General features: G+C 53.9%; 14 protein-coding genes. 4 read left to right on the top strand and 10 right to left on the bottom strand.

Annotated elements, in window-relative coordinates; genetic code table 11:
* Nucleotides 1-98 precede the first annotated feature (98 nt).
* From KGA82_RS16155 to KGA82_RS16145, 3 genes are read left to right on the top strand one after another with little or no spacing between them, the layout of a single operon-like run.
* The gene (locus KGA82_RS16155) at nt 99-1373 is read left to right on the top strand and encodes a c-type cytochrome (RefSeq protein ID WP_223451205.1); all 1275 of its coding nucleotides are present in this window, start codon (nt 99-101) and stop codon (nt 1371-1373) included.
* Complete coding sequence (locus tag KGA82_RS16150; protein ID WP_008037507.1) at nt 1370-1834, top strand: (2Fe-2S)-binding protein; 465 nt, start codon at nt 1370-1372, stop codon at nt 1832-1834. Before KGA82_RS16155 ends, KGA82_RS16150 begins: the two co-directional genes overlap by 4 nt.
* The gene (locus tag KGA82_RS16145; protein ID WP_223451203.1) at nt 1831-4086 is read left to right on the top strand and encodes a xanthine dehydrogenase family protein molybdopterin-binding subunit; all 2256 of its coding nucleotides are present in this window, start codon (nt 1831-1833) and stop codon (nt 4084-4086) included. The genes KGA82_RS16150 and KGA82_RS16145 overlap by 4 nt, the downstream gene beginning before the upstream one ends.
* A gap of 220 nt (nt 4087-4306) precedes the next feature.
* Here KGA82_RS16145 and KGA82_RS16140 read toward each other — a convergent pair whose 3' ends face one another.
* From KGA82_RS16140 to KGA82_RS16100, 9 genes are all read right to left on the bottom strand, one after another.
* Nucleotides 4307-5644: an OprD family porin gene (locus KGA82_RS16140; RefSeq protein WP_032832366.1), complete on the bottom strand. Its 1338-nt coding sequence runs from the start codon at nt 5642-5644 to the stop codon at nt 4307-4309.
* A gap of 211 nt (nt 5645-5855) precedes the next feature.
* Nucleotides 5856-7511: a cation acetate symporter gene (locus tag KGA82_RS16135; RefSeq protein WP_008037510.1), complete on the bottom strand. Its 1656-nt coding sequence runs from the start codon at nt 7509-7511 to the stop codon at nt 5856-5858.
* Entirely contained in the window at nt 7508-7870 is a 363-nt protein-coding gene (locus tag KGA82_RS16130; protein WP_008037511.1) for a DUF485 domain-containing protein, read from the bottom strand. Before KGA82_RS16130 ends, KGA82_RS16135 begins: the two co-directional genes overlap by 4 nt.
* A 31-nt stretch (nt 7871-7901) precedes the next feature.
* A complete protein-coding gene (locus KGA82_RS16125) occupies nt 7902-9122 on the bottom strand; it encodes an FAD binding domain-containing protein (protein WP_008037515.1) in 1221 nt (406 codons plus the stop codon).
* The gene (locus tag KGA82_RS16120) at nt 9119-9601 is read right to left on the bottom strand and encodes a VOC family protein (RefSeq protein ID WP_223434848.1); all 483 of its coding nucleotides are present in this window, start codon (nt 9599-9601) and stop codon (nt 9119-9121) included. Before KGA82_RS16120 ends, KGA82_RS16125 begins: the two co-directional genes overlap by 4 nt.
* A gap of 305 nt (nt 9602-9906) precedes the next feature.
* On the bottom strand, nt 9907-10626 hold the full coding sequence (locus tag KGA82_RS16115) for a TetR/AcrR family transcriptional regulator (protein WP_223451201.1): 720 nt from the start codon (nt 10624-10626) through the stop codon (nt 9907-9909).
* A gap of 67 nt (nt 10627-10693) precedes the next feature.
* Entirely contained in the window at nt 10694-11338 is a 645-nt protein-coding gene (locus KGA82_RS16110) for a DsbA family protein (protein ID WP_223451199.1), read from the bottom strand.
* An 89-nt stretch (nt 11339-11427) separates the two neighbouring features.
* A complete protein-coding gene (locus KGA82_RS16105; protein WP_223451191.1) occupies nt 11428-12345 on the bottom strand; it encodes a LysR family transcriptional regulator in 918 nt (305 codons plus the stop codon).
* Between the two features lie 61 nt (nt 12346-12406).
* A complete protein-coding gene (locus KGA82_RS16100; protein ID WP_223451189.1) occupies nt 12407-13618 on the bottom strand; it encodes an MFS transporter in 1212 nt (403 codons plus the stop codon).
* Between the two features lie 505 nt (nt 13619-14123).
* On the opposite strand from KGA82_RS16100, the gene KGA82_RS16095 reads away from it, so the two are divergent.
* Nucleotides 14124-15803 (top strand): methyl-accepting chemotaxis protein, encoded by a 1680-nt coding sequence (locus KGA82_RS16095; RefSeq protein ID WP_223451232.1) that lies wholly within the window; start codon nt 14124-14126, stop codon nt 15801-15803.
* Between the two features lie 57 nt (nt 15804-15860).
* On the opposite strand, the gene KGA82_RS16090 is transcribed toward KGA82_RS16095, so the two are convergent.
* Complete coding sequence (locus tag KGA82_RS16090; protein ID WP_223451187.1) at nt 15861-17276, bottom strand: serine hydrolase domain-containing protein; 1416 nt, start codon at nt 17274-17276, stop codon at nt 15861-15863.
* Between the last annotated feature and the right edge of the window lie 468 nt (nt 17277-17744).

The raw sequence follows: 17744 nt of genomic DNA, 5'->3' as shown, positions 1-17744 counted from the left end.
CCGCCCTCTCTAAGCTCACGCCACAGAAAGTCGCCGTACGCCAATCGCACGCGGCGGATTGAAAAATCTGTCGTTAACTGAGCTCGAGAGGTAAGGCGATGAAGCGCAATACGATCATCGGTGCCGTTCTGGCAATCGGCATCGTGGGGATAGGGTTTGCATTCTGGATGATGTGGAGACCGGAAATCGCCACTGTCAGCCCGCCCGAAAATGCAGATCGCGAGACCCTGGACAGAGGCCGACGCGTCGTCGAAGCGGGCGATTGTGCGGTCTGCCACACACGACCTGGCGGCGCTTACATGGCGGGAGGATTGCCGCTGGTAACGCCCTTCGGAACACTCTTCACCACCAACATAACCCCAGACCGGGAAACCGGTATCGGCCAGTGGTCGCTGGACGCCTTTGAACGGGCCATGCGTGAAGGCATCGCGCGCGACGGCCATTTTCTCTATCCGGCGTTCCCCTACGTGCATTACCGAAAGATGAGCGATGCAGATATTGCGGATGCCTATGCCTTCCTGATGAGCGTGGACCCGGTCAACTACACCGCACCGGAAAACCATATGGTCTTTCCCATGAATTTCCGTCCGCTGGTGTCTTTCTGGAACCTGCTGTTCCTGCATGGGGATCCACTGGAACCACTTCCCGGGCAAACAGCGCAATGGAACCGTGGACGCTATCTGGTCGAGGGCGCGGGACACTGTTCATCCTGCCATTCGCCCCTGAATTTGATTGGCGGGGAGAAAAGCAGCGAGCTGTTCAACGGCGGTATCGTCGACGGCTGGACGGCCCCTGCCCTGCGCGCAATGGCCTCTGCGCAACATCCCTGGAATGAAGCCCAACTGGTCGCCTACCTGACCGGCGAGGTCGCCGAAGGACACGGCGCAGCAGCGGGCCCGATGTTGCCGGTCAGCCTGAGCATCGCGCAGATGCCGGAGGAAGATGCCCATGCCATCGCGCAGTACATTCTTGACCTCAAGAAAACCTCACCGGACGCGACGTTGCCGCCCTGTACCTCTGAGCCCAAGCCCAGTGCCAAGGCGCTTCTGGGCGCCTCGTTATTCGAAGGTGCCTGCGCGAGCTGCCACGGCACCGCCGCCCCGATGCGCGCCATTGAATCGAGGCCCGCTCTGGCAAGCACTTCGGCAGTAACGGCGGACTCACCACGCAATTTAATCCAAACCATCCTGCAAGGCATTCCGATGTCCAGTGCCGCTCCCAGCCACTACATGCCGGCCTTCGCACACAACCTCGACGATAGCCATCTGGCCGCCATTGCCGAGTATTTGCGCACCGACAGCTGCGCGACCAGACCCTGGACGGACCTGGAGAAAACTATCAAGAGCATTCGCGCTCAGGAGCAGCAACCGTGATCACACTCGACATCAACGGCAAGACTCATGTACTGGACATTGCGCAAGACATGCCGCTGCTTTATGCCTTGCGCAACCAGGTGGGACTCAATGGTGCCAAGTACGGCTGCGGCCTCGGGCAGTGCGGCGCTTGCACGGTTTTAGTAGACGACAAACCGGTGTTTTCATGCCTGACACCGTGCGGCGCGCTGGCGGGAAAATCTGTGCGCACCGTGGAGAGCCTGGGCAGCGCCGACCAACCGGGGCCGTTGCAGAAGGCCTTTATCGACGAACAGGCGGCGCAGTGCGGTTATTGCATCGCGGGGATGATCGTACGGGCACAGGCTTTGTTGGAGGCCAATCCTCATCCGGATGATGAAACGATCCGTCGCCACATGGCACCCAACCTGTGTCGCTGCGGCACCCATGTGCGGATCCTCGCCGCTATCAAGTCGGTCATCGCGCAGGGGGCCAAGGTATGAAAACCTCGACGCAAAACGTCAATCTGAGCCGCCGTGCGTTCGTGATCAATGGTGCGTTGGTGATGGGTTTCGCGATGCTTCCGGGCATTCCGCGCGCCTTCGCCGACACCGAAGTGGACACCTTGGGCACGCAAATCCTGGCACCTGACCTGCCGGGCAGCCTGCGTGCCACTCCCTATCTGGACGCCTGGATCCGCATTGACGCGAAAGATGGCATTACCGTCTACACCGGCAAAGTGGAGCTGGGCACCGGCGTCAAAACGGCGCTCCTGCAGATCGCCGCCGAGCGCCTGGAAGTGTCGCCCGGGCTCATCCGTTTTCTCACCGCCGACACCGCGCTGACACCCAATGAAGGCTATACCGCCGGCAGCCATACAATCGTCGACAGCGGCACTGCACTTTTCAACGCCGCGGCCCAGGTGCGTCAGCTATTACTCGAATCTGCGGCACGGCAATGGCAGCAGAAAGTCGACAGCCTGAGCACGCGGGACGCCGTGATCTACGATGCGCAAGGTCGCAGCATGACCTACGTGCAAGCGGTTGTCGGGGTTCAACTGCATCGCTTCGCATCGGCCAGCTCGCCCTTCAAGCCTGCCAGCAGCTTCACCCTGATCGGCACATCATTGCCTCGACTGGACATTCCAGCCAAGGTCAGCGGCGGTGCGGCTTATGTGCAAGACATGCGTCTGCCCGACATGCTGCATGCCCGTGTGATACGCCCACCCCGGCGCGGCAGTCAGCTGCTGGACATCGACGAGGCGGCCCTCAAAAAACTCCCCGGTGTGGTGAAACTGGTCCGCAACGGCAGTTACCTCGCCGTGGTCGCCACCGATGAATGGCTGGCAGTCAAAGCGATGCGCGAAGGCTACGCCTCTGCCCGTTGGACAGAAGGTAATCCGCTGCCCGACTCAACACATATCCATCAACTCCTCACCGAGTTGCCAGCGCGACGCTACCCGGTGAGTGCCAAGGGCAACCTCGCGCAACCTGCGCCACGCGCCTACAAGGCACGGGTGACCAAGCAATACCTCATGCACGGCTCCATCGGGCCGTCTTGTTCAGTAGCCTGGTTCAGGGACGGAACACTGACCGTCTGGACCCACACTCAAGGCGTCTACCCTCTGCGCATGGGCATCGCCGAGATGGTCGGCCTGCCGGTGGCTCAGGTACGTTGCATCCACGCCGAAGGCTCCGGTTGCTACGGCCACAACGGCGCGGATGACGCCGCAGCCGATGCCGCGCTGATCGCCATGGCCATACCCGGCAAGCCGATACGAGTGCAATGGATGCGCGAGCAGGAAAATCTTTGGGAGCCCTACAGCTCGGCGATGCTTGCCGAAGTGGAAGCAGGACTGGACGACAGCGGGCGCCTTCGGGACTGGAAATACGAACTCTGGAGCACGCCGCACAACGAACGTATCGTCAATGCCGGGCGCTTGTTACCGGCGTGGCTGTTGGCCAGGCCCTTCACCCCAGCCCCTTCGATCCCTATTGCCCAGCCCGAGGGTGACGGCGACCGTAACTCGGTTCCGTTGTACGAGATACCCAACCTGCAGGTCGATCTGAACTTCGTTCTGACCATGCCGTTCAGGACCTCGGCCATGCGTTCGCTCGGCGCCCATATCAACGTGTTCGCCATCGAGAGCACTGTCGATGAACTGGCAGCGCAGGCCGCCGTGGACCCGGTGCAATTTCGCCTCAATCACTTGAGCGATCCACGAGCACGGGCGGTGGTGGAACGTGTGGCCAGCAGCTTCGGTTGGGCGCAAAAGGCAACTGGCCCCGGCAGCGGAATCGGCTTCGCCTTCGCTCGCTATAAAAACATCATGGGTTACTGCGCCATCGCCGTGCAGCTGCATGTGCAACGGCAGACCGGGCAAGTGACGATCGATCGGGTGGTGGCCGCCGTCGATGTGGGGCAAATAGTCAGCCCCGATGGGCTACTCAATCAGGTCCAGGGTGGCATCGTTCAGTCCGCCAGCTGGACGCTCTATGAACGAATCCTCTATGACGCCAGCGGCATGCATAGCTTCGACTGGAGCGGCTATCCGATCATGCGTTTTCCCGAGCTGCCGAAACAGGTCGAGGTGCACATGATTGATCAACCCGGCCAGCCATTCCTCGGCGCGGCGGAAATCGTCCAGGGCCCCATGGCCGCGGCGCTGGGCAATGCCATCAGTGATGCCATCGGCAAGCGCTTGCTGGATCTGCCGTTGGCGCGACGTGGTTGGCTGGATGCTCCGGGATCATGAACGACCCCCGTGCAGAATAAAAAAGGGCGGTGAAGGATCACTTGCACCGCCCTACCCCAACTAAGGGAAACGTTACTCTACTTAAAAACATGCCGTTGGAAGAGAACGACATGTACATGCAACACCTGTTAAAGCGCTGCCTGTCAGTTACAGTGGCCAGTCACAACAGCACTGACTCACCGCATAGTTTCCGCTACAAACTATCGCCTGCGTTTAAAAATCAAAACAATGCCAATTGGTAATTTATAATCACGCGATTCTCATCTTGTTGGCGGGCGTTCGGGATATTATTGCGCACCATTGCATTTTTCCACATGACACCCAAGCCTTTGAAGGGACCTGACTGCACGACATAGGCGAGCGTAATATCACGTTCCCATTCGCTGGAATTGCTAGATGCGACAGTATTGATATCATTACCTTTAACATACACAACACCTGCCGTCGCACCAGGCAGACCCAGTTTTGCGAAGTCAAAAGAGTAACGGGCTTGCCACGACTTCTCGCCAGCACGAACAAACTTCTGAACCTGCATTTCCGTGATGGTGTAGGTGGTGGGGCCGTCCCCCTGGTTCAAATAAGGGAAGTCACTTTTCCCATCACTGACCTCATAGCCTGCTCCGAAAGTGTGACCCGCAACCGCGTAGGTAAACAACCCACTGTACAAATCGTTATCGACTTTTCCTTTCAGCGTGTTACCGCCGTAGTAGCCCGTCGTAAAATACGCAGGATCATGGCCGTTTGCACCATCATCCTTGCTATTAAAGTATCGAACATCACTGGTCAGCACACCAGGTCCGATTGCCCAGTTGTGAATCAGGCCAAGAAAATTCTGCTTATAAAAATCTTTGAGATTGCCGTAGTAGTACTGCAAGGTTAGATCTTTAGTCAGCTTGTAATCGCCACCGGCGTAAATGAATTTATTACTGAAGCGGCCAGTGACTGCATTATTGGCGCCTGCAATGGACATATTTTCATTGTTGCTGGAGTTGCGCCCCTTCACCTCTTCAATTTGCCCACCGATCAAGGTCAGGTCTTTGATGTCGGCCGAAGAAACCTGGGTTCCTTGCCAAGTTTGAGGCAACAAACGCCCGTCATTGCTGAAGATCACCGGCAGTTTTGGGACCAGAGTTCCAAGCTTCAGTTCGGTCTTGGATATTTTCATTTTCCCGGTCAGCCCCAAGTTGGAGAAATCGTCAACCGCATGGTCGCCGTCACTTGGAAATACCACGCCACCGTAGTTCGTGCCCGTCGGATTGCCATGTTTACCGGCGCTTGAATCCAGCCTGACGCCCAGCATACCCAACGCATCAACACCAAAACCCACAGGCCCCGGGGTATAACCCGAGATGAATTCGAGTTGGAAGGCTTGCCCCCACTCCGCTTGATAACTCTGGTTGGCTGCTTTCTGAGCGGGTGTTGCCGAGTCTCGGTAATCGCTATTGATATAGAAGTTACGCAGTTTAATCGCTGCCTTACTATCATCGACAAAACCAGCCGCATGGGCTTGCTGCGCCAATACACACATGGCTGCCGCCACAGCAAAAGTACACTTCATTTATTTTCACCCAAGTTTAAATTGTTATTTTTGTATGAACTATTAAGCGACTTTCCAGACGTAGGTATTCCGACAGCTTATGGTGCGCGAGAAGCACACAGCCAAACCATAGTTCGCTTATTAAAAATCAACTTCTCGCGACCGGCGTTGCAGGAGCTACACTTTCATGCAGAAAATTGTAATTATTTAATATAGACAACTATCACCTGACTTAATCAGCTTTAAGTTGCGCCTTCCATGTTGCCGGCGTACCCAACTCCGTATCGACCAACTGATTTTCGAATCGACTGCGTTCAACTACGGCGCTGGCGGAACGATCAGTAATGGAGAACCAGAAAATACCGATAAATGCGACAGCCATTGAGAACAGAGCCGGGTATTCATACGGGAACCAGGCTTGCTGATGATGGAGAATCTTGACCCAAACAGTAGGACTGAGAATGCACAGGGTAATTGCAGACACCAGCCCCAACGATCCGCCAATCACGGCGCCACGCGTCGTTAAACCCTTCCAGTAAATCGACAACAACAGCACTGGAAAATTGGAACTTGCGGCGATGGAGAACGTTAAGCTCACAATAAATGCGATGTTCTGTTTCTCGAAAGCAATCGCCAGCAGAATCGACAACACACCCAGCACGATGGTTGTAACACGAGAGACGCGCATTTCTTCACGGTCGCTTGCGGTACCACGGCGCAAGGCATGTGCATAAAGATCATGAGAAACGGCAGACGAGCCTGCAAGGGTCAACCCCGCCACTACTGCCAATATTGTCGAGAACGATACCGCACACATAAACCCGAGGAAGACATTGCCGCCGACGTTATGTGCGAGGTGAATCGCAACCATATTAACGCCACCCAATATTCCACCTGACGCATCATGATAGGCAGGATTGCTGGCAACCAGGGCGATGGTGCCGAAACCGATGATGACGATCAGTGCGTACCCTATGCCGACAAGACCGGTGGCATAAAGAATACTTTGGCGCGCAGCCTTGACGTTACCGACGGTGAAGAACCGCATGAGAATATGTGGAAGACCTGCCGTACCGAAGACTAATGCCAGTCCCAGGGAAATCGCAGACACCGGGTCAGTAATCAGCCCTCCTGGACTCATGATTGCTACATGGGATGGATGCACTTGGGTAGCTTGAGTGAACAGCTGGTTCAGGCTGAATCCGAATTCGGACAAGACCATGAAAGCCATGAAGACACAGCCAGTCAGCAATAAGACTGCCTTGATGATCTGAATCCAGGTGGTTGCCAGCATCCCGCCAAAGAAAACATAGATGACCATTAGCGTACCGACGAGAAGCACAGCTGCGGTGTAATCGAAACCGAATAGCAATTCCACCAGCTTTCCAGCGCCTACCAGCTGAGAAACCAGATAAAGCAGAACGATCACGATCGAACTGGACGCCGCAAACGCTCGTATGGGTCGTTGTTTCAGGCGATAGGACAGTACGTCCGCCAGCGTGTAGCGACCTAGATTGCGTAATGGTTCGGCAATCAGGAACAGAATGATCGGCCAGCTTGCAAGGAAACCGATTGAGTAGATCAGTCCATCAAAACCGCTGGTAAACACCAACGCGGAGATACCCAGCAAAGACGCCGCGGACATATAGTCTCCGGCAATGGCCCAACCATTTTGGAAGCCGGTAATTTTTCCGCCTGCGGCATAGTGATCGGCAACACTATTGTTTTTGCGTGCGGCCCATCGTGTGACAAACAGAGTAAAAATAACAAACGCTAGAAACATGCCGATGGCAATGGGGTTATGTTTGTGGACTGTGCTCGGAGCGTCGGCAGCGTATACCGCTACCGAAGCCAGGATGGCTGAGACTGCAATAAGTAGACGCTTCATTTGTTGAAGCTCCTGATGATTGTTTTTATTTTAGGGTCGTAGCAGGTATTAGTTCGCCATACGTAGACAGCAACGAGAAGAATCGTGAAGGCGAGCATTCCAAAGCCAATTGGCACGCCCCATGTCATCGGTTGCCCTTCGATGATAGGTGTACCCAAACGGGCCGGTATAAAGGCTAGAGAAAGAATAAATCCGAAATAAACTGCCAGCATCAGGGCAGTCATACTCCACGAAAATATCCGTCGCTGTTTTACCAAAGCACGAAACTCCGGATTTTCGAGAATCGGGTTTTGAATAGCGTTATCAACCTGTTCAGCGGACAGGGCCGAGCCACCGTCTTGCGGATATGCATGTTCCATGGTTGTCTCCTGCAAAGGGCTTTTGGCTGTATTAAAACTTCACGGGCACCGCTGTCTCGCGCATTACGGCTTCCGGGGTTCGGTACAACTCAGCCATTTCGCGCTCTTCCTCGCTTTTCAGTTGCGCCTGCATATACGCACCCAAATGCCTGGCATGCTGAACAATCGACGCCCCGAAACGACAGCGTTGCTCGCTATAGTCCGCCAGTGCCTCTTCGACGGATGCATGTCGCTCAAGTGCTTCGACGATTGCCAACGCATCACCGGCGGCCTTGGTAACACCCATTCCGCAATGGGGACGCGCCACAAATGCCGCGTCGCCGAGCAAAGCGACACGCCCGAAATTCATCTTCGGTACTTCCAGGTCGTAAATGGGCTGGAATAACGGTTGCGCGGCTTTCTTTACAACTTCGGCGAACTGCGGGGCAAGTAATGTCTCGGCGGACTGGTACATAGTGTCGAGCACATCACGGCGTATCAGCGCCGGAGGAATTCCACCTTCAAATTGTTTCCCGCTTTCGTCCCTCAACAAATCGCGCAAATCGTCGTCGTCACTGGTGCGGTACCACACGAAGTTATAACGGCGTTCGCCTACAAGAGTGCTGTTGGAGTGCCCGGCAACTGGATACCCCAGGATCTGCTCGTGTGGCGGCAAACAAAAAGCGAATTTATCGAATAGCGCTGCGTGGGCAGAGTCCGATAGAGCACTTTCATCGACTAACCCACGCCATGCGATATATCCAGCGTATTGCAGGTGTACGTCAGGTAAAAAATGCTGGCGGATTGTCGACCGAAATCCATCAGCGGCAATAATGACGTCCGCTTGATGAGTTGTGCCATCGGCCAACGTGACGCTGGCATGCGTGTCAGTGCTTTCAACCGAGATGACGCTACCACCGCAGCGGTACAGCGAGTCCGGAAATGCGGCGCGAAGAACCTGGTACATTTTCCCCCACGCGGTCAACGTCTGAGGGAGCGCGTTTTCAAGTACCACATCGCCGTCCTGGGCCAACGTGACACGCGAAAGCACATTGATACCGACAGATGCATCGAGGGGAATTCCCGCAGCGGCCATCGCCTCGAACAATTCAGGGTGTGTAACGATCCCGGCGCCTCGTCCAGCGAGTTCATCCGGAACACGCTCGAAAACTTCAACATCCCAACCTTTGCGTAACAGCATATTTGCTGCAAACAGGCCACCCAGCGAACCACCCACGACAATAGCGCGGGGTTTATTCAACGTATTGATCATGGCCGCTCTCCCACAGTGGCAGCTACATGGGAGGCGTAAGAACCAACCGCTTCAATCTCGGAGGCTGGAAAATTGAGCTCGATGGTGACACCTGACGGATCTTCGATGAAAACCTGATGCAGGCCGAGGCTCGGAACGGTGCGATCACGCCAGGCAATGCCTTCGGCCTTGAAGACGCTCCAGAATGCAACCAGGCCAGTGACCAGAAAGGCAATGTGGTCAACGGTTCCAGTGCCTGTCAGCGGGATTTCTTTATCGCCGAGGTAGTTCTTCAGACCTTCGGGGTTGGAAGGGTCAATCCCGATAATGTGGACCGTGCCAAAGTCCTCCTCATCTCCTCCCATGTACAACCAAACGCCAGGAAAATCGAACGGCGGTCGATAGCCAGGGGTAAAACCGAGCACCCTTTCATAAAATCGGCTGGACTTCTCCAGGTCGAACGACCGGATCGAGTAATGAGCGAGCTTCAGGACTTGCATGGTGCCTCCAACGTTTTTTGTATTTATTTATCACTCGATAAACAATACGTCCTGACGAAATTGAAGTAAATAGCCGATGGGTCAAATTTTTGAGGGCTGGCCTGAACCACCTCATGGCGGCGCAAAGGGGAAGCGGGTTTCAAGCGTTGGGAAAGGGCTTTTCAGGGCTAAATGACATGCGTACGCCCCCTACCACCTGATCAGCTGAAGACTGAAACAGGTGATGAGTGGTCGACAAAAAAGAGAGGCAAAGCAAAAGTTCAGCGGGCGGGTAAAGCAGAAAGACTAACTCAAATTGAAGCCGGTCAATTCAAGCGAGGATTCTCGCCGAGGTCGTTATCGACTTGTTGCAATACGTGGGGACTGCCGTTAAGGAATGCATCGACCATCTGCTCGATCAGCGCATCAATGTCCTCCGTTACTGGAAGATCGTAAATCCATTTGCGCACGCCGATATAGAAAATGCTGGCATGCAAACTCCAGATCAATTCCAGCTCTTTGTCATTGATCGTTTCACCTGAGGAGGGTGCCAATCCATGAGCATGGCGAATCTCCGCGATGACAGGAATGAAGACTCGCTCACGCAATTTGGCGAGATACCGATCGTTGATACCTTCACGTGTCAGCCCGGCGAAAACGAAGATACGAATCCATTCCCGCCGCAGAATCACCCCTGCGTATGAGGTATAGAAACGAACCAGACGAGACTGAAGGGGTTCCGAGCGATCCTTGATCATCGCTTCCCACGAGGAATCCCACTGGTACACCTCGTCGTACACGCGATCTATCAGCGCCTCTTTGCTAGGGAAATATCGATAGAGTAAAGGCTGGGTAACATCAAGTTGTCGCGCCAGCTCACGGGTGCTCCCCGAGAATCCGCACGTCGCAAAATGCTCGATGGCTTTCTGCACAATCTGCTTTTCCCTGACCTCTGGCGAAAGGCGTCGAGTTGTCGATTTGACGAGGCTTGCGGAGTCCTTTGACTTGCCTGGCTCGTTCTCGTCCACATTTTTTGAGTCTTGCATAACGCCTCACTAGAGCTTCATTCAGGCATCATACAAAACAAAAGAATGTGCTGGCTATGAACCACACCTATTTGGCCAGGCGGCTTTCAATATCCGTCTTGAACAATGTGGGTCGACTTAAATAATGCCCCATGGCCAACACTTCCATCTCGCCATCGATTTCCAGCGCAAATGCTGGAAAGCCACGCGCATTCAGGGCTTCCAGCATCCCGTTGCTGCGCTCAAGATGATCCTGCAATGAGTCTGCGGTGACCGAATCAAAAGCCGCCATAAACCTATCTGATTCAAAGCCAAGCTCGCCGGCAATGTCGGCAATCACCCCTCGCTCAGCTATGGCCCGTCCCTCCTGGTAGTACGCGACTTGCAAACGCTTGAGCATTTCAATGCCGCGTCCTGACAGCTGTTGAGCCGTCATCATGGCTGCAATGGGCGGTGAAGAGTCCAGGTAAACGTTTTCATGGTCGAGTACGCCCTGGACGTAAGCGTCTGCGAAGGTTTGTTTGCTGAACGCGGTAATCCGAGCTTCGTGAGGACGAACAAAATCGCGCCATTCACCCGACACAAACTTGCTTTTGTCTCCCGATAACATGCCTACACCATGAGCCTGAATTTCCAGGCCAGGAATCGTGGTGGCCGCCGTGATCATTGGTGCCGCTCCATAGCACCAGCCACAGAACGGGTCGTACACGTAATGCAATGTTGCGGCGCTCATTCAAGCCTCCCGGATCTGCTGTATCTACACAGCGAAAGTGGTCCATTACGTAGAAATCCAACGCTTAAAATTAAGCAACGGTAACGAGATCAGCTCACTGGCAAGCCCTCAGGCCCGAGCAACTCGCTGATGAAATCGATAAATGCATTGACGCGCCTGGAGCCGCGATGATTGGGGAGATACAGCGCAGAGATAACCGAACTCGCGTCGTTCGGATTGACAACAAAAGACTCGAACAATGACGTCAGGTGACCGCTACCAATATCATCGTTGACGAGCCAATCAGGTAAAAGGGCCACCCCTCCGCCCGCCAGCGCGACCTCGCGCAAAACCTCCGCATTGTTGCTTTTAAAGCGGCCTTCAATAGGGACTCGAGTCTTCTCACCGGACTTTAAGAAACTCCAAACCTGTTGCTTTTGGCCATAACTAAAGCGCATGCATTCGTGTTGCATGAGGTCCATAGGATGTTCGGGGAAACCATGCACATTCAGGTACTCGGAACTGGCAACCACCCTACGGCTGAAATGACCGACAGGACGACTGACTACACCGTCCATTGCGGCTGCGGAGCCCAACCGGATCGATAGATCGACGCGCTCACCCAACAACTCAACAATGTCGTCAGAAAGCGTCATGTCCAACACGAGTTGCGGGTAACGCTTCAAAAGCGCGGCGATATGCGGCGCAATCAGACGACGTCCCAGCGCCACGGGTACGGAAATACGAAGATGCCCTGCGGGGACTTCCCCACGGTCAGTGACCGAAGCATCCGCTTCGGCTACAGCGTTCAACACCTCCCGCGCTTTCAAGTAGTAGGCGGCCCCGGCATCTGACAATGAGATTTGCCGCGTGGAACGGTTAAGCAGGACAGCGCCCAGCTCAGCCTCAAGCCCGTCGATCATCCGGGTCACGGAAGACGTCGCCAGGCCCAACTGTCGAGCGGCGGAAGAAAAGCCCTTCGAATCCACAGCCTGGACGAACATTTTCAATGCGAGCAACTTGTCCATGACACTCCTCGACTATCCCCGTTCTCATCTTGGGCATTGCGCGTTCCAGCGACCGATCGACTCAGTGAACCTGCCCGGCTCGATGAGAAACAATCGAGAAGGCGATCAGAGCGACCAGCGACAAGGCGCTTCCCACCGCTGCAATCGCCAACCAGCTGGCATGTTCATAAAGCGAACTGGCCACCGAGGAACCGATTGCACCGCCAACGAAGATACTGATCATGTACAACGCATTCAGGCGGCCTCTGTTGGCGGTGCCCAAGGCGTAGACGGCTCGTTGGCCAAGTACCATGTTCATCTGCACAGCAAAGTCCAGAGCAACACCGGTGACAGCCAAACCAATCACACCGTAAAAGGGATTAATGAAGGCTGGAAGGAAACTCACCACGCCCAGCACCATGGCCAACTGTGAGGCTCGTCGAGTGTGCCCTGCATCAGCGAGTCGACCACTGATAGGTGCAGCGACTGCACCGATGGCGCCGACCAGAGAAAACATCGCAATCTGACTTTGCGTGAGGCCGAACTCACGACTCAACACCAGCGGTACGGCGGTCCAGAACAAACTGAACGATGCAAACATCAGCCCTTGATAAAGCGCTCGCTGACGTAATACGGGTTCGCGGCAAAACAATTGTCCAAGGGACATCAGCAGTTGACCATACGACGCACGATGGGCTGGCTGCCATTTGGGCATGGTCATGCCGATCACTATGGAGATGATGAGCATCAAGGCAGCAGCCCCGATAAACACTGCCCGCCAGCCCAAATGATCAGCAATCAGGCTCGACAGCGGCCGCGCAAGCAAAATCCCCAGCAGCAAGCCTCCCATGATCCCGCCAACCACTCGGCCGCGAGACTCTTCCGGAGCCAGATGCGCGGCCAATGGAATAAGCATTTGCACGGAGACCGAGCTGAAACCGATGAGTGCCGATACGACAAGAAATACGCTCGGCTGCCGGGCTAAACCAGCGGCGACCAGACTGAAGATCGTAATCACGATCGTCGCTATCATCAGTCGGCGGTTTTCGACCAGGTCCGCCAAGGGCACCAGGAAAAACAATCCGAGCGCATAACCAATCTGAGTCAGCGAAACAATAAGACTCGCGTGGCCACTCGACATACCGATATCCGGGGCAATCAAGCTGATGATCGGTTGTGCGTAATAGATGTTGGCCACGATGGCACCGCAACAAAATGCAAACAGAAGCACCAGCCCTCTGGTCATTGAAGCTTTTTGTATCGTCGTTGCTGTACCACTTGTAGAAACGCCCATGCCATAGACTCCTGAAGTTCGACAGCGGTGACTTTCCAATGAAAGGTCACTCGCTTTACTGTTTGTCAGGTCAACAAAATAGGCGGCACTCCCCCTCGAGAGAATATGGGCAGGACGCAACGTCACGTTGCGTCCTGCGCAAAAGATGCGCGGCGTAGTCAACGTCCCCCTCTTGAATCAATGGCGCGCAATTGAGCGAGATACCTCATTGCCGGCACCCACCTTTCTGCATCGCGCCTGCTCATCTCCAATATCAGCACCTGGCTTGAGGGTGACTCAGCCATCGTCCTCACCGGCCATCGACAAGCCGTTTAAGCTGAGCGTAGACTACTATTGATCGTTCGATCATTAACAGCATTTTTAAAAAAAGAAGGCCTTAAATCGCTCCAGGCTCAACCGCTCCAACCTAAAAGCTTCCCTCCTTTTATGCGTCGTCGAGCCAGCCTTGGCCGAGATAAAAATGGGTGGATAAAAATAAAATCTCTTGAGTGAGGCGAAACTCATCGTGACGCTAAGTCTTCGTAGCAAAGTCATCCTTCTGACGATCATCCCTGGCCTTTTGCTGGCTGCAGTGATCAGCGGCATTACTTTTTGGGTTTTGCAAAAGCTGGCATCCGAGGAGGTTGAGCAGACGCGCGACCTCTTGATCAATGAGCGAAAAACTTCACTGAAGCACTATATGGAAATTGCCCAAGCGTCGATTCAGCCCATATACGACGCTTCCAAAAATGGGGATTCCGACGCTCGGGATCAGGCTGTGAAGATTCTGCGAACGCTGAGTTTTGCTAAACAAAACTATTTTTACGGCTATGACTCTTCGTCTGTTCGAGTGTTCTCCGCCAACCTGAACACCGATATCGGCAAGAGCTTTGTTGATAGCAAAGATGCCAACGGCGTGTATGTGATTCGAGGGCTGGTTGAAGCGGCCAAGACGGGGACACATTTTTTCCGGTACGACTGGCAAACCCCCGTCAGCCCGAAACCTACGCCCAAGCTCGGTTACACCGTTTATCTGGAGAAGTGGGACTTGATCGTGGGCACGCAAGTGAATCTGGATGATCTTGAAGTTCAGGTACAGGCCATCGCCAGTGAGCGCTATGAGCGCATCGGTCAGTACACCGCGTACATCCTTTTCCTCGCCGTTTGCGTGCTGCTCCTTGTGGCGCTGATTGGCATTTGGCTAGGAAACAGCATTGTGAAACCTTTACTGGCCATCAAGAAGAACCTGGACGACATCGCCGCTGGAGATGGCGACCTGACACACCGCCTGCCAGTTTCGAGCAACGATGAGCTGGGCGATTTGGCTCACTCGTTCAACTTGTTTGTGGAAAAAATTCATAACCTTGTGCGTCAAATCGTGGAGATGACCGGGCAACTGACGGCACTGGTCGAAGATATGTCGGCCCAGGCACAGCGCTCAGAGCAGGCCATGGATCGTCAGCGCCAAGAGACTGATCAAGTGGCGACAGCCATTCATGAAATGTCCACGGCTGCGCATCAGGTTTCCGTCAGTGCCCAAGGTGCTTCGCAAGCAGCACGAGAAACCAGCGATGTAGGTGGGCAGGCAAGAGATGTCGTCAACAAAAGCATCGAAAGCATTCATTCGTTGATCGAGGAAATAGGACAAAGTAGCTCGTCTTTGGACAGCTTGAACAAGGACGTGCAGTTGATTGCCGGTGTAGTTGACGTCATTCGCTCTATTGCGGAGCAAACCAATCTATTGGCTTTGAACGCCGCCATTGAAGCAGCACGGGCCGGCGATGCGGGTCGTGGTTTTGCAGTGGTCGCCGACGAAGTTCGAGCCTTGGCCAGCCGTACGCAAAAGAGCACCCAGGAAATCCATGGGATGATCAGCCTGCTTCAAAAAGGTACCCAAGATGCCATGATCACGATGGGCCGCTCCAGCGAAACAGGCCGAACAACAGGGGAACTGGCAAACCAGGCGGGATTGTCGCTGGATGCCATCAGCCAACTGATTTATACAATTAACGACATGAACGCTCAGATGGCCAGCGCATCCGAAGAGCAGACCGCTGTGGCCGAGGAAGTAAACCGTAGTATGACTCACATCTCCCTGGCGGCTGATGTGGTCGCCGGGGACGCCAAAGATGGTGCAATAACTTCCAGAAGTCTCAGTGAGTTAGGTAATCGCTTAGGTCGTTTGATTAGCCAGTTTCGGATCTAGAAGTGAGCCACCGCATCAAGTCATCGGACTTGATGCGGTCCTCTGTAAAATCACCAACTACTCAGAGGAAAATTTCAATCCTACGATCTTGTTTTCCAACACTGCAACATCTATGTAATTTACTTTTCCAGAGCTGGCTTTGTAAGTACGGTGAGTGACAGCGTCAATTTTTTCTTCTCCGACTTGCACCAACTGAGTGTCATTGGTGACTTTGTTAAATGACGCCTCTATTTCTGTTACGTGTTTTTCATCAAACACCTTGCGTATATCGGAACTCAGTAAAGGATCGTTTTTGCCACCCATCAAGGCAACTATTGCCGTTTTGGTTTTTTCAGTGGTAGCCGCTGAACCTTCAATTTCTTTTTCAAGAGGCAATAGGCCTGGATCAATAACACCAGCGATACGCTTAACTATATAATTGCTACGAGCAGTCTCAAGGTTTGCCAAAAAGCCAATGGAAAGGCCATTGTCAAACCTGGCATAGTGCGCATGAAATCCCTGAAACGACCCACCATGATCGATAAGCCGATGTCCGTTCACAATATTGTTGCGCCAACCAAATCCATAACCGGTAATGGGTGGAGTCCCGTCGGCCATCAAAGGCACTTCCCACTCGGCGTCGATTGACTCTTTAGACAACGGTTTATTTTTGGACAAGCATGCGTCCCAGGCAGCCAGGTCATTGATCGTCAGCAGCAGGCTTCCATCGGCGGTTTGAGCCAGGCTCTGCGAGACGGGCCCCGGATTTTCCAACTGTCCGTTATTGGAAACGTAACCGGCCGCCCGATTCGGGATAACGGTTTTCAACACGTTGACCTGCGCCGTTTGCATATCGCACTGACTGAACAGCCTTTCCCGCAGAAGATCGCCGTAGAATCTCCCGCTTGCACGCTTGATCAACATTCCCAGCGCGACATAGCCTGAGTTGCTGTAGCGATACTGAGTCCCCGGAGAGAAATCCAGTTTCTTGGACGCGAGAAGGCCAATGAGTTGCTCGTCTGTGTAGTCTTGTTTTATATCGATACTATTGAATTGCTCATAGTCGGGTATGCCAGAACGCTGTTGCATGACTTGGCGAATAGTTATTCCGTCCCACATACCTTTGGCTTCAGGAAAATAAGGTGCAATAGGATCGTCAAGCTGAAGCTTTCCGTCTTGTACCAACAGCATGATGACGGAGGAAGTAAACATCTTTCCGACCGAACCAGACTGGAAGACAGTCGCCGTCGTTGCAGGCGTTTTGCTCTCCAGATTACTAAATCCATAAGCGGAAGTATAAAGTGGCTTGCCATCTTTAAGAATTGTAATTGCCGCCCCAGGGATACGCTGCTCCCTCATGAGGAAACCCATAACGTCATCTACTTCATGGGCACTTGAGAAAGGCGCGGCATTACAAGCCGTTACCCACACTAAACTTGTGAGCAACAAACCTTTTGAGAATACAGATGTTCGTTTTTTAGAATTTTTATCCATTGTAAATCTCCAGAAAATTTCTAGTGGCTGATCATTTCTGTTATCGGTTCAAAGCTGGTCGATGGGTATGAGTATTCAGTTCTCCTTCACGCAGAAACCTACTATGGGCTTCACCTTTGATTTGTCTGATCACGCTATGGATTAATTTTTCCATAATGGATTTAAAAGTCTATTACGTCAAGCCTTAGGGAGGCAGCTTGTTCGATCCGAGAGATAGAAAAATGAGGGAATTAGCGGACGCACTGCCTGTGAATTCGACTGTCGCCGTAGAGTCGTGCCACTTCAGCACCAAGCCTGGAGGGGCGCGCCCCTGATAACTAACCTTTCGGTCACCAGAGGAAGCACACCCTGGATGCTCGGCGTTCCAAGAAAGGAAGAAAAAGGAGTCTATGGATCGCAAGAAAGTGTCAAAGCCGAGAATCGCGCTTTGGAGTGTGAGCCCCCCCCCCCCCCCCCCCCCCCCCCCCC

Origin of the sequence: Pseudomonas sp. BF-RE-22, assembly GCF_019956155.1 — a bacterium.
GTDB classification, from domain to species: Bacteria; Pseudomonadota; Gammaproteobacteria; order Pseudomonadales; family Pseudomonadaceae; genus Aquipseudomonas; species Aquipseudomonas migulae.
This window is presented reverse-complemented; position numbering and strand designations above follow the sequence as displayed.

What these genes read in the sequence shown, in the direction of transcription:
- KGA82_RS16155 (WP_223451205.1), top strand. Translation starts at nt 99, where the DNA reads ATGAAGCGCAATACGATCATCGGTGCCGTTCTGGCAATCGGCATCGTG.
- KGA82_RS16145 (WP_223451203.1), top strand. Translation starts at nt 1,831, where the DNA reads ATGAAAACCTCGACGCAAAACGTCAATCTGAGCCGCCGTGCGTTCGTG.
- KGA82_RS16140 (WP_032832366.1), bottom strand. Translation starts at nt 5,644, where the DNA reads ATGAAGTGTACTTTTGCTGTGGCGGCAGCCATGTGTGTATTGGCGCAG.
- KGA82_RS16135 (WP_008037510.1), bottom strand. Translation starts at nt 7,511, where the DNA reads ATGAAGCGTCTACTTATTGCAGTCTCAGCCATCCTGGCTTCGGTAGCG.
- KGA82_RS16130 (WP_008037511.1), bottom strand. Translation starts at nt 7,870, where the DNA reads ATGGAACATGCATATCCGCAAGACGGTGGCTCGGCCCTGTCCGCTGAA.
- KGA82_RS16125 (WP_008037515.1), bottom strand. Translation starts at nt 9,122, where the DNA reads ATGATCAATACGTTGAATAAACCCCGCGCTATTGTCGTGGGTGGTTCG.
- KGA82_RS16120 (WP_223434848.1), bottom strand. Translation starts at nt 9,601, where the DNA reads ATGCAAGTCCTGAAGCTCGCTCATTACTCGATCCGGTCGTTCGACCTG.
- KGA82_RS16115 (WP_223451201.1), bottom strand. Translation starts at nt 10,626, where the DNA reads ATGCAAGACTCAAAAAATGTGGACGAGAACGAGCCAGGCAAGTCAAAG.
- KGA82_RS16110 (WP_223451199.1), bottom strand. Translation starts at nt 11,338, where the DNA reads ATGAGCGCCGCAACATTGCATTACGTGTACGACCCGTTCTGTGGCTGG.
- KGA82_RS16105 (WP_223451191.1), bottom strand. Translation starts at nt 12,345, where the DNA reads ATGGACAAGTTGCTCGCATTGAAAATGTTCGTCCAGGCTGTGGATTCG.
- KGA82_RS16100 (WP_223451189.1), bottom strand. Translation starts at nt 13,618, where the DNA reads ATGGGCGTTTCTACAAGTGGTACAGCAACGACGATACAAAAAGCTTCA.
- KGA82_RS16090 (WP_223451187.1), bottom strand. Translation starts at nt 17,276, where the DNA reads ATGGATAAAAATTCTAAAAAACGAACATCTGTATTCTCAAAAGGTTTG.